General features: G+C 66.8%; 11 protein-coding genes. All 11 read right to left on the reverse strand.

Annotated features, from left to right (window positions below):
- Window positions 1-3 precede the first annotated feature (3 nt).
- Genes N5C28_RS12980 through tssH form a run of 11 tightly spaced genes read right to left on the reverse strand, consistent with a single transcriptional unit; the run spans window position 4 to window position 13858 of the window.
- Window positions 4-975: a serine/threonine-protein kinase gene (locus N5C28_RS12980; protein ID WP_279822811.1), complete on the reverse strand. Its 972-nt coding sequence runs from the start codon at window positions 973-975 to the stop codon at window positions 4-6.
- Window positions 972-1703 carry a serine/threonine-protein phosphatase gene (locus N5C28_RS12985; RefSeq protein WP_279822812.1) on the reverse strand — a complete coding sequence of 244 codons (732 nt, stop codon included), beginning with the start codon at window positions 1701-1703 and terminating at the stop codon, window positions 972-974. Before N5C28_RS12985 ends, N5C28_RS12980 begins: the two co-directional genes overlap by 4 nt.
- Window positions 1703-5242, reverse strand: coding sequence for a type VI secretion system membrane subunit TssM (gene tssM, locus N5C28_RS12990; RefSeq protein WP_279822813.1), 3540 nt, complete (start codon window positions 5240-5242; stop codon window positions 1703-1705). Before tssM ends, N5C28_RS12985 begins: the two co-directional genes overlap by 1 nt.
- Entirely contained in the window at window positions 5239-6120 is an 882-nt protein-coding gene (gene icmH, locus N5C28_RS12995; RefSeq protein ID WP_279822815.1) for a type IVB secretion system protein IcmH/DotU, read from the reverse strand. The genes tssM and icmH overlap by 4 nt, the downstream gene beginning before the upstream one ends.
- A 2-nt stretch (window positions 6121-6122) precedes the next feature.
- A complete protein-coding gene (gene tssK / locus N5C28_RS13000; protein ID WP_279822816.1) occupies window positions 6123-7454 on the reverse strand; it encodes a type VI secretion system baseplate subunit TssK in 1332 nt (443 codons plus the stop codon).
- A gap of 3 nt (window positions 7455-7457) precedes the next feature.
- Window positions 7458-7928, reverse strand: coding sequence for a type VI secretion system lipoprotein TssJ (tssJ, locus tag N5C28_RS13005; protein WP_279822818.1), 471 nt, complete (start codon window positions 7926-7928; stop codon window positions 7458-7460).
- A gap of 5 nt (window positions 7929-7933) precedes the next feature.
- A complete protein-coding gene (tagH, locus tag N5C28_RS13010) occupies window positions 7934-9130 on the reverse strand; it encodes a type VI secretion system-associated FHA domain protein TagH (RefSeq protein ID WP_279822819.1) in 1197 nt (398 codons plus the stop codon).
- 19 nt (window positions 9131-9149) lie between these two features.
- Window positions 9150-9284: a type VI secretion protein gene (locus N5C28_RS13015; RefSeq protein WP_279822820.1), complete on the reverse strand. Its 135-nt coding sequence runs from the start codon at window positions 9282-9284 to the stop codon at window positions 9150-9152.
- A gap of 35 nt (window positions 9285-9319) precedes the next feature.
- Window positions 9320-9712 carry a DUF805 domain-containing protein gene (locus N5C28_RS13020; protein ID WP_279822821.1) on the reverse strand — a complete coding sequence of 131 codons (393 nt, stop codon included), beginning with the start codon at window positions 9710-9712 and terminating at the stop codon, window positions 9320-9322.
- Window positions 9713-9726: 14 nt separating this feature from the next.
- Window positions 9727-11238: a sigma 54-interacting transcriptional regulator gene (locus N5C28_RS13025; RefSeq protein ID WP_279823061.1), complete on the reverse strand. Its 1512-nt coding sequence runs from the start codon at window positions 11236-11238 to the stop codon at window positions 9727-9729.
- A gap of 10 nt (window positions 11239-11248) precedes the next feature.
- Window positions 11249-13858, reverse strand: a complete 2610-nt coding sequence (tssH, locus tag N5C28_RS13030) for a type VI secretion system ATPase TssH (protein ID WP_279822823.1) — start codon at window positions 13856-13858, stop codon at window positions 11249-11251.
- Window positions 13859-14010: the final 152 nt, after the last annotated feature.

The raw sequence follows: 14010 nt of genomic DNA on the forward strand, positions 1-14010 counted from the left end.
CGTTCAGGCCTTGCCCAGCCAGCGCCACAGACGTGACGGTTGCTGGCGTTGAAACGCATCAAGCAGCTCGGCACAGCTGATGTGCCGCTCGCTTTCGTCGAAAGCCAGCGCCGTGCGCAGTGCCTGCCAGCAGTGCAGCGGCAGATGGGCCGGCCGTTGCAGCTGCTTGTCCAGTTCCATGCTCTTGGCCTGCCGGGCGCTGAGGCGGCGGAACGGGTGTTGCCCGCTGGCCAGTTCCACCAGCACGCAGGCCAGGGCATACACGTCCGCGGCGGCCGACAGTGGCGCACCGTCCAGCAGCTCCAGTGCCGCGTAGCGCGGCGTCCAGGCGGCGAAACGGCTGCGGCACAGCCGAGGCAGGCCCGGTAGCAGACCCTCTACGGACTGCCCCAGACCATAATCGAACAGACGCAGGCCGTCGTCGGCCAGCATCACATTGCTGGGTTTCAGATCGCCATGCAGCACCCCCCGCTCGTGGGAATAGCACAGCGCTTCGAGCAGCGGGATGGCGATGCCCCGCAGCTCCTGCCAGGACACGCCTTCCGGGCGCTCGCAGAGCAACTGGTCGAGGGTCAGGCCGCGCAGCAGCTCCATGGTGATGAAGGAGCGCTGGCTGGGGATGTCCACCTCGAAGCCGAACAGGCGCACCACATGGCGGTGGTTGAGCCTCGCAGTGAGGGCGAACTCGCTGTACAGCAGGGCATTGGCGTCCGGGTATTCGGCGAAGTCGTCGCTCAGGGTCTTCAGCGCTACGTAGGGTTCCGGGTCGCCGAACTGCTCACGCAGCAGATCGCGTGCCCGGTACACCGCGCCCATGCCGCCGACGCCGAGCAGGCGCTCGATGCGGTAGCGGCCACCCAGCACCTCGGGCAGCTCGCCGGGTGCTACCCGGGGCGCCTCTGGCTGCGGTGGGCTGACCGAGGTGGCGGCCAGGGCGAAGTAGGTGAGGTCGCTGGCTTCGGCTGCATCGCTCATTGACGGATCACCACGGCACTGAGGTTATCGCGCGCCGGACCGTCGAGTACCTGCTGGAACAGGCGCTCGACGGCCAGGTGCGGCGAGGGCAGGTTGAGGGCGGCGCCCAGGTCGTTGGCTGACAGCCCCTGGTAGAGGCCGTCGCTGCACAGCAGGAACACATCGCCGGGCAGCACGTCGAGTTCGAGGATGTCCAGCTGCAGGGTTTCGCTGGCGCCGATGGCCCGGGTCAGGGCGTGGGCGGCCGGGTTGCGCGCGGCTTCCTGGGGCGTCATGCCTTGCTCGTCGATCAGTTGCTGGATCAGCGAGTGATCGCGGCTCAACTGGTACAGGCGCGAGGCGCGCCACAGGTAGCAGCGGCTGTCGCCGGCCCAGACGCAGGCGGCGCGATCACCGTCCATGAGCAGCGCCACCACCGTGGTGCCGATCAGCGTATCCGGTCGGTCGGCAGTGACGGTCAGCTCCTGGCCCAGGCGGTGGTTCAGACGGTGCAGCACCTGGCGCACCTGCGCCAGGCGTTGCGTCAGACCGCCTTCGGCGGGCAGCTCGGCCAGGTGCTCGACCACCAGGCGGCTGGCCAGGGCACCGTTCTGGTGCCCCCCCATGCCGTCGGCGACGACCCACAGCCCCTGTTCGGGCAGGGCCAGGAAGGCATCCTCGTTGCGCGCCCGCACCTTGCCGGTGTCGGTGCGCGCCGCGCTGCGCCAGGCGTTGACGACTTGCTCCATCAGAGCATCGCCGGCAGTTTGAAGCTGCGCAGCATGCCGATGTCGAACGGGTTCGGCGAGCGCTGGCTGTGCAGCAGGTAGTTCGCCCGCAGGCCACCCAGGTCGGCCTTGAGGATCAGTACGTCACGGCCACTGTGGTAGTCGACGTCCATCAGGTCGAGCAGGCGGAACAGCGACCAGGGGCCGGTGTTCTTCTCGATGCCGACGCGGCGGCCGCCCAGTTCCTCGACCACCAGGCTGGTGCGGTCTTCTTCGGCCGCGGCGGGCCAGCGGAAGGAGGTGGCGACGATCGGGCCATGGCGGTACTCCAGTTGCTGCTTGCCGAAGCGGAAGTCGGCACGGCTCAGGCTGGAATCCAGCGAGTACGGTTCGAGCTTGAACAGCACCTGCGGTTCGGCCGGGTTCTCGGCGAAGAAGCTGCGGCGGATGACCTGGGCACGGCTCATCTGCAGGAGGAACTCGCGCGACAGCGGCAGGCCGCGGCCATCGACACGGCGCAGGCGGTACTCGTCGGCGCTGCCGCTGACGAACGGACGCAGGTAGCTGTCGAAGAAGCGCTCGGCGATGCCTTGGGCCTTGAAGAACTCGCGGAAGTCCGCCACGGCCACGTCGCTTTCGCTGTGGGCGCTGAACGGGTAGCGCTGTTTCAGCGAGTTGTCGTAGGCGGCGTAGAGCTCGCTCTGGTAGCGCTGGTTGAGGAAGTGGTAGGCGTCGTTCAACACCAGGCTCCAGCTGTCCTCGGCCAGCACCGCCAGCCAGTTGCCGATCGGCTGCGGCAGGCGTGCGGCGGCGCTGCGCACCTGGTTGATGGCGTCGCGCTTGCCGCCCATGCGCGCCTTGGCCATTTCGAAGGCGGCCTGGTCACTGGCACCGGCGTTGCTCAGGCTGGCCAACTGACGCTGCAGCTCGTCCAGGGCCTGCAGGCCTGCGGCCAGCTCGACACCGGCGCCGCCGTTGTCGTCGAGCAGCTTGTGCAGGGTTTCGAAGCGGCGCTCCAGGGTGCGGCGAGCGGTATCCGGTGCGTTCTGCGCCAGGGCTTTCTGCGCTTGCTCGGCTGCCGCGGTGGCCAGCTTGGCCGCCTGGCCCAGCTTGCCTTTGGTGCCTTCCAGGGCTTCGGCCGCGGCACCGGCTTCGTCGGCGGCTTCGGCCAGGCCCTTGAAGCGGGTGTTATCGCGGATTTCCACCAGCAGTTGCAGCAGCGGCGAGTTGGCGGCGGTCAGGCCGCTGATCATCATGGCGCCACGGCCCGTGCTGTCGATCGGCTCCAGGGTGAGCTGGGCGATGGCCTCGCCCCAGTAGTTGCCGTAGTCGCGGAAGTACAGCTGCTCCAGCTCCACCATCAGGCGGCTGAGGTCGCCGGCGCTGAGGGTTTCGCCTTCGCCCAGGACCCAGTTGTCGCGCAGGATGTCACGCACCAGGCTGGCGCCCTGGGCGGTGAAGGTCTTGTTGTAGCCGTTCTGGGTGTAGAAGCCCGGGATGGTGTAGTCGCTGCCCACCACCAGCGCGGCCTGCGGGCCGAGTTTCTGGCTCAGGCGGTACTCCGGCAGGCTGCGGGCCTGTTCGCGCAGCATGCGGTAGACGACGTTGGCCAGCGACTCGCTGCGCAGCACCTGGCGGGCCTGGGAGACCAGCTGGGCGTTGAGCGCGTAGGGTGCGAAGGACTCGTCCAGCAGGCGGGCGAAGTGGGTGTTCAGGCCATGCTGGGCCGGGCTGTTGCCGGCATAGCGCAGCGACCAGTCGGCGGCGACCCAGTCCTTGAGGAAGCCGGCATCGCGACGTTCTTCGAGGTTCAGCATCAGGTACGCACGCAGGCTGTTGAGCAGGCGTTCGCGGTCGTTCAGGTTGGCACGCACCTGCACTTCCAGCTGACGTGCCACACGCGGCAGCAGCAGGTTTTCCAGCTCGGCGCGGTAGGTGGAGTAGAGCGCCGGGTTGACCTCTTCACCCTGGTACAGGCCGGTGCGCTGCAGGAAGGAGGCATCGCCCTTGGGCGGGAACACCTGGGTCGAGGCGTAGCTGCTGTCCAGTGCCTTGAGGGTCTGCAGGGCATCGTCCTGGGCGCTGATGGCGTCGTGCTGACGGGTCAGGTTCTGGGCGATCTCGCGCAGGTCTTCCAGGCGGCCGTGGTTGGCCGAGAAGCCGGTGGCCCACAGCACGCCGAACAGTGCCAGCACGCCGAAGGCGGTGGCGTACATGGCGCGCTGGCCCCAGTCGATGCGTCGCACTTCTTTCTCGTCCAGGCCCGCCAGGTCGGCTTCCGGGAAGATCACCCGGCTGAGCAGGTGCTGGATGAAGCGTGCACGGCCGGTGCGGAAGGTCGGCAGGGCGCTGCCGGCCAGGCCGAGGTTGCGACCGATACCGGCGGTCAGCGGATCGAGCTGTTCGTTCAACTGCGGTGCGCTAGTCAGGTAGAAACCACGCAGCTTGCTGGCGCGCTGGTAACGGTTGCCGGCAAAGGCCAGCTCGACGAACAGGCACAGGCGCTCGCCGATCTGACCCAACTGGTGCGGGAAGTCGAGGATGCGGCCACGGCGCTGGGTGTCGCGCTCCTGGTGCATGCGCAGGATCACCTGGCTGTTCAGGCGGCGCAGCAGTTCTTCGAACTCCTGGCGGACCACGGCGGCGTCGGTGGCGTTCTGCTCCTTGCGGAAGCTGGTGCCCAGAACCTGCTCGCTTTCTTCGCGCGACAGTTGATCGAAGAACTCGTCGAAGCCGAGGATCTTGTCGGCCTTGCTCAGCACCAGGTAGACCGGTACGTCGGCGCCCAGGCGCTGGTGGATGTCCTGCAGGCGCTGGCGGGTCTGGCGGGCCAGCACTTCCAGCTCGGTCTCGCTGCCGGCTTGCAGCTGTTCCACCGGGATGTTGACCAGCACGCCATTGAGCGGACGGGCGCGGCGCTGGCGCAGCAGGCCGAGCAGGGTGCTCCAGGCGCGGCCATCGACCTGCGGGTCGGGCTGGGTCAGGTAGCGGCCGGCGGTGTCGATCAGCACGGCGTGGTCAGCGAAGTACCAGTCGGCGTAGCGGGTGCCGGACACGTCCTTGGTCAGGCGCTGCTGGTCACCGCGGTTGAGCGGGAACTCCAGGCCCGAGAAGTCCAGCAGGCTGGTCTTGCCGCTGCCCTGGGGGCCCAGGATCAGGTACCAGGGCAGGTGGTTGCGCCAGCGTTCGCTGCGGCCACGGTACAGGCTGGAGCGCTTGAGGGTGCGCAGGGCGTCCTTGAAGCGATGGCGCAGTTCAGCCTGTTCTTCGCTGATCTGCTCTTCGCGGCGCAGGCGCTCCTGGGCGTCGGCGTCGTTTTCTTCGGCCTTCTTGCGGGCGGTGCTGCGCCAGCTGGCGAAGACCATCGCCAGGCCCCAGATCAGGAACAGCGCGCTGATGGTCAGCAGGCGGCTGGTGGCCGACTCCCAGAACTTGTAGTCGCTGACGGCGAGCAAGGGCCCGACGAACCACACCAGCAACGCGAGGACCAGAACCAGGAGCAGGCTCCAGACCCAGGTCTTGCGGAAAAAGGCGCCAAGTTTGGCGAAGAAGCTCTTCATTTCACGTCATCCATGCTGACACCCGAAGACGGGTCGAGTTGCTGGTAAGGCTTGAGAATGGTGTCGCGTTGCTCGCCCAGCACCCAGGCGAAGCCGCCGTACATCACGGTCAGGCACATCAGGGTGAACAGCGCCACCAGCCACCACGGCACGATGCGCACCAGGCGCCGGCGGGTGTCCTTGAGCCCCTGCCAGTGCGGCGACACTTCGCGCGGCACGTCGCCACGCATCTGACGGATCTGCCGGTACAGGCTGTCACGCACCGCTTCCAGCTCGAGCATGCCGCGCTGCAGCACGCGGTACTTGCCCTCGAAGCCGAGCGACAGGCACAGGTACATCAGCTCCAGCATCGGCAGGTGCTTGACCGGGTTGCGCGACAGGCGCTCCAGCAGCTGGAAGAACTTCTCACCACCGAAGGTCTCGTTGTGGAAGCTCGACAGCAGGCTCATCTGCGACCATTCGCTCTCGTTTCCCCAGGGGGTGGTTACCACGGCCTCGTCGACCACGGTGCACAGCACGTAGCGCGCGGCCATCACCTGGCTGCTTTCAGCGCCTTCGTGCAGGGCCTGGTGCTCGAACAGCTTGATCTCGCGGGTCAGGCGCTGGTTGAGCAGGTCCAGGTCTTCGCCTTCGAAGCTGTGCTTGAGGCGCACCACTTCCGAGAGCAGCGAGGAGGCCGCGGCCACCAGCGGGTTGAGGCTGATGTTGAAGGTCTCCGCCGGGCGCAGGCGCGCGGCGAAGATCATGCGTTCTTCCAGCTGCTCGAATTTCGGTGCCGAGCTGAAATCGGTCAGTGGGCTGTTCGCCCGGGATTCGCCCTGGCGGTTGAGGATGACCGTCTTGTCATCCTGGCCGTATTCCATGTCCTTGGTGGTCATTGTCAGTTCCTGATCGCCCAGAATTTCAGCTCAAGCCCGGTGAAGTCGCCGGACACGTGGAAGGCGAAGCCGCCGGAGCGTTCCAGCTGCGCCAGTTCCTCGGAGCTGAGCTCCAAGGCGAAGTAGGTCTTGCCCGAGTGGAACGGGATCTGCCGCGGTGCCACCGGCAGCGGTTTGACCTTGATCCCGGGCAGGTGCAGGTTGACCAGCTGGCGGATGCGCTCCACCGGGCCGACCTTGAGGTGCGCCGGCAGGCGCTGGCGCAGTTCCTCGGAATCGCACTGGGCGCTGGCCGCGAGCACGAAGCTGGAGGTGCCCAGCAGCTTGTGGTCGTGCAGCGGCGATACCTGGATGCCGTACTGGCGCTGTTGCAGCAGCATCTCGATGGCGTGTTGCTCGAGCACCATCGACAGCACCTGGCGAATGGCATCCATCAGCTTGCGGAAGCTGGCGCCCTGGTCGGTGTGCAGGTAGCGGCCGTCCAGGCGCGGGCGTTTGCTTTCACTGGAGAAGGTCGCCAGTTCGCCAAGTAGGCCGACCAGTTCGCGGTAGATCTGTTCCGGGTGAACCTGGTCGACGCCCAGGTGGTGGCGCAGGATCGGTTCGTAGCGGTTGATCAGCTGCAGCATCATGAAATCGCCGACTTCCGCGCCGCCCACCTTGCCGGTGGCGCGAATACGTTCGGCCAGGATGTCGCCGCGGTGGGCGAGCATGCTGATCACTTCCTTGAGGCAGCTCAGCAGGTAGCCGGAGGCCTGGAAGTTGACGTAGGTCGGGCTGAATTCCGGGTCGATGCTGATCACACCGTCCGGCGTGGTATCGAGGATTTCGCACAGCTGGAGTTTGACGTAGGCCTGGTCGCTCTGCTGCTCGCCGAGCAACAGGCGGAAGTCCGGGCGGCCGGTGCTGACATGGCTGATGTTGTTGTCACCGGCGGTGCAGTCGGTGACTTCTTCGTCGTAGGCGGTGTAGCGGGCCAGGACGTCCTGCTGGTCGGGGCGACGGCTTTCGATGTGGTTGCCGGTGACCAGGGGCAGCGCCAGGTAGACCGGCGTGTTGCCGGTGTTGGGCGGCACGTCCAGGGCCAGCGGCTCGCGCTCGGCACCGATGTCGAACAGGCTGCCGTCGGGCAGTACGCCGCTGGCCTTGCTGACCACCAGCTTGCCCATGTTGAGGAATTGCCGGTCGATCTCCAGCTCGAAGTAGCCCCAGGCATAGCTGTCGAGCTTCTGCGTGCGGGTCTTCAACTGGTTGTCGTAGTAGCGATCGTTCTGCTGGAAGTGCTGAGGACGCAGCAACATGCCTTCCTGCCAGATAACTTTATGCGTGGACATGGCTTACTTCCCGTCTTCTTCAAGCAGTGAACGGATGCCCTGGGCATCGAGATTGAGCACGCTGTAGTTGTGCGCCTGTTCCTGCAGCGGGATGACCACGCGCCAGTTGCTTTCCGGCAGGTCGCGGTAGGCGGCCAGCACGCCGACGTAACGGCTGCCCGGCTGCACCGAGAGCTTCATTTCACGCTGCTCGCCAGGGCGCAGCTCCAGTTCTTCGAGCACCACCATGTCCGGGGACAGGGCTTCTTTCGGGCGCTGGTACAGCGAGAAGAAATCGGCGGTCTCGAAGGACACCGGGTGCTTGAGCTCGATCAGGCGCAGCACGATGGGCGAGGGGCGACCGTGGAGGTCCGGGTTGAGTTTCTCGCTGCCGTTCAGGGTCAGGTCGAGCTTGGTCATGCTCGAGTACGGCGACATCGACGAGCAACCGGCCAGAACCAGCAGGGCGGCCATCAGGGCTAGAAAGCGGTGCATGGAAATCATCCTTGAACATCGGTGTTGAGGGTGGCGATCAGGCGGACCTGTTCTTCATAGGTACGGGCGAAGTCGCGGGCGAACAGGCGGTCGCCCCACTCGTCGTTCTGCTCCAGGGCGGTGTGCAGGCGACGGTAGGCACGCCAGCGGCTGCCCGCGGTGGCGATCAGCGGCTTGCGACCCTCGCGTTCGAAACGGGCGACCAGTTGCTCAGGCGACAGTTGCTCGAACATGCCTTTGGCGGCGGCGCGGCTGGCGGCCAGCAGGGCCACCTGGTGGGCCTGCAGGTCGCGGAAGCTGCGGCTGATCGATTGCTCGGCGCTCAGTTGGCCGGCCTTGCCGCCACGCAGCATGACCTGCAGGGCTTCGCTGCTGTCTGCGGTGTGCTTGAGCGGGTTGTTGCCGGCGCTCTGCACGGTGGTCAGGGCCAGGCGCATTTCGTTCTTCAGCTCGCTGCGGGTGCGCAGGGCCTGCTGCAAGTTGCCGACGCTCTGCTTCAGCAGCTTGGCGGCCTGCAGCGCCAGCGCTTCGCGGGCGTCGTTGTCGAGGTCGTCGAGGGGCACGCCGAGGGCTTCGCCGAATTTTTCCCAGAAGGTGGGCGGCAGGCGCTCCGGCTCGGGTGCGCGCTTGGGCTCCGGCGGCGGGGTCGGCATCACCAGTTCCGGGACCAGCAGGTTCTCTTCGTCGATCTGTGCGTAGTCGCGCTGCTGGGCCTGGGTGGTCTGCGGGCGAATGATCGCGGTCAGGTCGTCGACTTCGGCGTAGACGCGTTCCTGCTGATCGAGGGCCGCCATCGGGTCCAGGTCGAGAAAGGCATCATCCGGGATGATGCTACCTGCCGGCTGCGCCAGGCCGATATCGCCTTCGAAGATCGACGGGTCGCGGATCAGTCGCGCACGGATTTCGAAGTCGCCCAGGCAGTACACGCTGCCGTGCTCGATACGCTGTGCTTCGCCCTTGCGCAGGCTGGCTCCGGTGTCCTTGAGCTGAACGCCGTTGCTGCTGGTGTCGGTCAGGTAGAACGCCCCATCGCGGTAGCTCACCTCAGCGTGCCGGCTGGACAGCACGCGCTTGCGGTCCGGGATGACCCAGTCGCATTCCTCCGCACGGCCGATCACGCCGCCGGCCTGCTTGAAGGTTTTGGTGGTCAATAGCCCTGGCACGAACTGCTGTGCACTTACCACATCGAAGACCAGTTCCATGGTGGTTGACTCCTTGCGGTCAGTTGCCGCGCTTCACTGCTTGCGGGTCGCCCAACGGGCGGTATTCGTCGTCGCTGAACTTGTAGTTGCCGCTGCAACCGGACAGCGCAATGACCAGGGCCAGCAGGCCCGCGAACCAATAGCGATCAAGCATGGAGGGTTCCTCTCAACGAAGTGGATAAGTACATGTCAGGCGCGGCCTTGTGCCGGCGACGGCGTCAGTGCGAAGGGGGCGGGCGGTGGGCCATAGCGGTTGGCGCGATTCTGGCCGGGCCAGACGAGCAGCAGCGGCCACAGCACGGCCACCAGGAGCACCCAGATGCCGCTCCGGCCGACGTCGTGCAGGCGCCGAATGGAGGTAGCGAGAATGGCGATCCACAGGAAAACCAGGCCTGCGACCGCCAGAACGCCCACGGCATTCTGGAACCATTGCGCAGCGGCCTCATCGTGGAGCACTCGAGCCAGAATCAGCGGCCAGAGTGCCAGGAGGAAAAGCCCCAGCAGCTTGAGGCGCCCGATTCGTCCGCTGGACACCAGTGGCTCCAGGAACAGCAGAAACAGCAGGGCCTTCAGATGAGTCATCACGGTATTCCTGTTCATACGTCCGCCGGACCGATGCTCAGCCGGCCCATGCGGTACAGCAGGGTGCGGCGCGGCAGGCCCAGTTCACGGGCGGCCTGGCTCTGGTTGCCGCGGTTCTTGCGCAGGCAGTCGAGCAGCAGGCTGCGTTCGACCCGCTCCATGCGCTCGCGCAGGCTCAGGGTGTTGTCGTCGGTGTCGCCGGTCAGTTGCAGGTCGAAGTGCTGGGGCAGCAGCTCGCCGCCTTCGCACAGCAGGACCGCGCGCTCCACCAGGCCCTTGAGCTCACGCACGTTGCCCGGAAAGGCGTAGCCGGCCAGATGCTCCAGGGTGGCATCCGCCCAGCGGCAGGACGGGCGCTGCAGAAACGCGCTGGCGTTGTCGGCGAAATGCCGGGCCAGTTGCAGCACGTCTTCGGCACGGTCGCGCAGGGGCGGCAGTTCGATGGGGAAGTGCGACAGGCGATAGAACAGGTCTTCGCGGAACCGGCCCTTTTCCACAAGGCTGCGCAGGTTGTGGTGGGTGGCCACCACGATGCGTACATCGACCTTGTGGGTTTCGGTGGAGCCGAGCGGGCGTACTTCGCCTTCCTGCAGCACGCGCAGCAGCTTGGCCTGCAGGGCCAGGGGCATGTCGCCGATCTCGTCGAGGAACAGCGTGCCGCCGTGGGCGGCGTCGAACAGGCCCTGGCGGTCGCGGTCTGCGCCGGTGAAGGCGCCTTTTCGGTAACCGAAGAGTTCGCTTTCCAGCAGGTTTTCCGGCAGCGAGGCGCAGTTCTGCACCACGAAGGGTTTGCTGCGGCGGAAGCCGTAATCGTGGATGGCGCGCGCCACCAGTTCCTTGCCGGTGCCGGTTTCACCGTTCAGCAGCACGCTCACCGGGTTGTGCAGCACCTTGCCGATGAGCTGGAAGATGTGGCGCATCGCCGGGCTGTCGCCGATCAGGCCGTAACCGCTGGCACTGGCGGTCGGCAACGGGGCCGCCACCGTTTCGCTGTCCGGGGAGCGCAGGCGCTGCAGCAGGCTCATCTGGGCGATGACGAAGGCACCGAGGTGGCCGAGGGAGCCGGCGAAGCCCTCCAGGTCCTGCGGCGTCTTGCTGGCCGTCAGCAGCAGGCCCTTGACCCGCCGCGCTTCGTTCAGCAGCGGCAGGCACAGCAGGCTGCGCCAGGGTTGCGGCGTATCCGGCAGGAAGGTGCAGGGGTACAGCGTGGGGTCCACGTCCTGCAGGCTGAGCACCTGGTTCTGGCACAGGCAGTACTGCAACAGCTGCTCGCCGTCGTAGTCACTCGGCAGGCTGTCCATGTTGCGCGGCTGCAGCACGCCATCCTGCCACTCGGCACAGAGGGTCAGGCGCGTGTGGGTGTCATCCAGCAGGTACAGCTGGCTCAGCTCGCACTGGGCCAGCTGGGCCGCCGCCTCCACCAAGCCACCCTGCAGACCTTCGCTGTTCACCGCGCGGGCCAGCCGGGCGAACTGCAGCAGCAGCGCCTCGGCATAGCGCAGGGGCTGGGGCACCTGGGTGAACATCGGCGGCACGTTAAGCGAACTCACAGACCACCGCCCCGTCACCGTCCAGGGTGGCGTGTGCACGTTGCAGGGTTTCGCCACTGGCCATGGCGTCGAGCAGGCGGTCGACCACCAGCGGTTGCAGGTGCTGGTCGATCAGGTGGTCGATCAGGCGTGCGCCGCTGTCGCTGTGGGTGCAGCGCTCGGCCAGGTTATCCACCAGGGCGTCGCAGTGGCTGAAGCCGAGCTGGCGGCGCGCGAGGCGCTCGCCAAAGCGGGCCAGCTTGACGCCCACCAGTTCGCGCAGCACGTCGCCGTCCACCGGGTAGTAGGGCACCACGCGCATGCGGCCGAGCAGCGCCGGTTTGAAATGCTGGGTCAGGTACGGGCGGATGGCCAGTTCCAGGTCGTCGGCAGCCGGGCGCTGGCCCTCGGCGCAGAGGCTGGCGATACGGTCGCTGGCCAGGTTGCTGGTCATCAGGATGAGGGTGTTGCGGAAGTTGATCTCGCGCCCTTCGCCGTCGTTGGCCACGCCCTTGTCGAAGATCTGGTAGAACACGTTCATCACGTCCGGGTCGGCTTTTTCGACCTCGTCCAGCAGAATCACCGAGTAGGGCTTCTGCCGCACCGCTTCGGTGAGCATGCCGCCTTCGCCGTAACCGACATAGCCAGGCGGTGCGCCGATCAGGCGCGAAACGGTGTGCTTCTCCTGGAATTCGGACATGTTGATGGTGGTCAGGAAACGCTCGCCGCCGTACAGCAGGTCGGCCAGGGCCAGGGCGGTTTCGGTCTTGCCGACGCCGCTGGGGCCAACCAGCAGGAACACGCCGACCGGGGCGTCGGGTTTGTTGAGGCCGGCGGCGGTGGCGCGCATGGCCTTGTTCAGGGCCTGGACCGCCTGCTCCTGGCCACGTACCCGCTGACGCAGGTCGGCGGCGAAGGTGGTGACCTTGGTGTTGTGCTCGCGGGCCAGCTGCGACAGCGGGACGCCGGTCCAGTGGCTGATCACTTCGGCGACCAGGCGCGGGCAGACTTCATGGCTGACCAGGCGCTCGCTGGCCTGGGCGGCGGCCAGCTCGGACTGGGCGGTACGCAGCTCGACTTCCAGCTCGGCCAGGCTCTTTTGCGGTTCGTCGGTGGCTTCGTTGTCGTCCTGTTCGGTACCCAGGCGGGCGGCGGCGCATTGCTTGCGCAGTTCCAGCAGGCGTTCGGCCAGCTCGCGCTGGATGGCCCAGCGGGTTTCCACCTGTTCCAGCTCGGCACGGGCCGCCATCAGGCGTTTTTCCAGGGTGTCCAGGGACTCGGTATCGATCGCCAGGCCGGCGTCCAGATCGCGGCGCAGGGCTTCGCGCTGGCGCTCGCCTTCGGCAATCTCACCGCGCAGGCGCTCCAGGGCTTCCGGTGCAGCGGCCAGGCTGATGCGCACGCGGGCGCAGGCGGTGTCGAGCACGTCCACCGCCTTGTCGGGCAGTTGGCGGCCGGCCAGGTAGCGGGCGGACAGCTCGGCAGCGGCCACCACGGCGTCGTCGCGCAGGTAGATGCCGTGGCTCTTCTCATACACCGGCGCCAGGCCGCGCAGGATGGTCACGGCCTCGTCGACGCTCGGCTCGTGCAGCTGTACCGGCTGGAAGCGACGGGCCAGGGCCGGGTCCTTCTCGAAGTACTTCTTGTACTCGCTCCAGGTGGTGGCGGCGATAGTGCGCAGTTCGCCGCGCGCCAGGGCCGGCTTGAGCAGGTTGGCCGCGTCGCCGCTGCCGGCCTGGCCACCGGCACCGATCAGGGTGTGGGCTTCGTCGATGAACAGGATGATCGGCTTGGGCGAGCTTTTCACTTCGTCGATCACGCCCTGCAGGCGGCGCTCGAACTCGCCCTTGACGCTGGCACCGGCCTGCAGCAGGCCGAGGTCCAGGCACAGCAGCTCGACGCCCTTAAGCACTTGCGGCACTTCGCCGGTGGCGATGCGCAGGGCCAGGCCTTCGACGATGGCGGTCTTGCCCACGCCGGCTTCGCCGACCACGATCGGGTTGTTCTTGCGGCGACGGGCGAGGATGTCGATCATCTGGCGGATCGCGCCGTCACGGCACAGCACCGGGTCCAGCTTGCCGTCACGGGCCTGCTGGGTGAAGTTGTGGGTGAAGCGGGCCAGGTTGGATTCGCCGCCGGCGGCCGGCTTGCCGGCACCCTGCTGCGGTTGCTGGCTGAGGGCGAACTCGCGCAGGCGTTCGGCGTTGAGTTTGCCCAGCAGCGCCTGGTAGTGACTACCGGCGTAACGCATCGGGTTGCGCAGGAGGGCGAGGATCAGCGCCGCCTGGTCGACCTGGCTCTGGCCGAGTTCGAGGCTGGCGACCAGCAAGGCATCCTGCAGCCACTGCACCAGCTCGGTGGAGAACACCGGGTTGCGCGATTCGCTGTGCTCGCTGCGCGGTTGCAGGGCTTGGGCCAGCTCGCCGGCATCCAGTTCGGCATCCAGCAGGGCGCGGGCCAGCAGGCTTTCCGGGCGCTCCAGCAGGCCGAGCAGCAGGTCTTCCACCAGAATCTTGCTGCCGCCACGTACCACGCAGCGCTCCGCGGCGGCTTCCAGATCGCGCTTACTCTCGGCGTCCAGGGCTTGAACCAGTTGTTGCAGGTCGACGTTGATCATTTCATCTGTCCTTAATGATGGGGCGAGCACCACGGCTAATGGCGAGCCGCGTTGCTTTTGTGATTGCGCCAGGCAAGGCGCGGGACGCAGGCGATGGCACTCCCTCGGCAAGTCCCGTAACGCGGCATGGCGCAATCACAGAAGCAACCCGT

Origin of the sequence: Pseudomonas sp. GD03944, from assembly GCF_029839275.1 — a bacterium.
Taxonomy (GTDB): domain Bacteria; phylum Pseudomonadota; class Gammaproteobacteria; order Pseudomonadales; family Pseudomonadaceae; genus Aquipseudomonas.

Excerpts from the sequence above, each read along its gene's own strand:
- N5C28_RS12980 (WP_279822811.1), bottom strand. The coding sequence starts at position 975 with ATGAGCGATGCAGCCGAAGCCAGCGACCTCACCTACTTCGCCCTGGCC.
- N5C28_RS12985 (WP_279822812.1), bottom strand. The coding sequence starts at position 1,703 with ATGGAGCAAGTCGTCAACGCCTGGCGCAGCGCGGCGCGCACCGACACC.
- tssM (WP_279822813.1), bottom strand. The coding sequence starts at position 5,242 with ATGAAGAGCTTCTTCGCCAAACTTGGCGCCTTTTTCCGCAAGACCTGG.
- icmH (WP_279822815.1), bottom strand. The coding sequence starts at position 6,120 with ATGACCACCAAGGACATGGAATACGGCCAGGATGACAAGACGGTCATC.
- tssK (WP_279822816.1), bottom strand. The coding sequence starts at position 7,454 with ATGTCCACGCATAAAGTTATCTGGCAGGAAGGCATGTTGCTGCGTCCT.
- tssJ (WP_279822818.1), bottom strand. The coding sequence starts at position 7,928 with ATGCACCGCTTTCTAGCCCTGATGGCCGCCCTGCTGGTTCTGGCCGGT.
- tagH (WP_279822819.1), bottom strand. The coding sequence starts at position 9,130 with ATGGAACTGGTCTTCGATGTGGTAAGTGCACAGCAGTTCGTGCCAGGG.
- N5C28_RS13015 (WP_279822820.1), bottom strand. The coding sequence starts at position 9,284 with ATGCTTGATCGCTATTGGTTCGCGGGCCTGCTGGCCCTGGTCATTGCG.
- N5C28_RS13020 (WP_279822821.1), bottom strand. The coding sequence starts at position 9,712 with ATGACTCATCTGAAGGCCCTGCTGTTTCTGCTGTTCCTGGAGCCACTG.
- N5C28_RS13025 (WP_279823061.1), bottom strand. The coding sequence starts at position 11,238 with ATGTTCACCCAGGTGCCCCAGCCCCTGCGCTATGCCGAGGCGCTGCTG.
- tssH (WP_279822823.1), bottom strand. The coding sequence starts at position 13,858 with ATGATCAACGTCGACCTGCAACAACTGGTTCAAGCCCTGGACGCCGAG.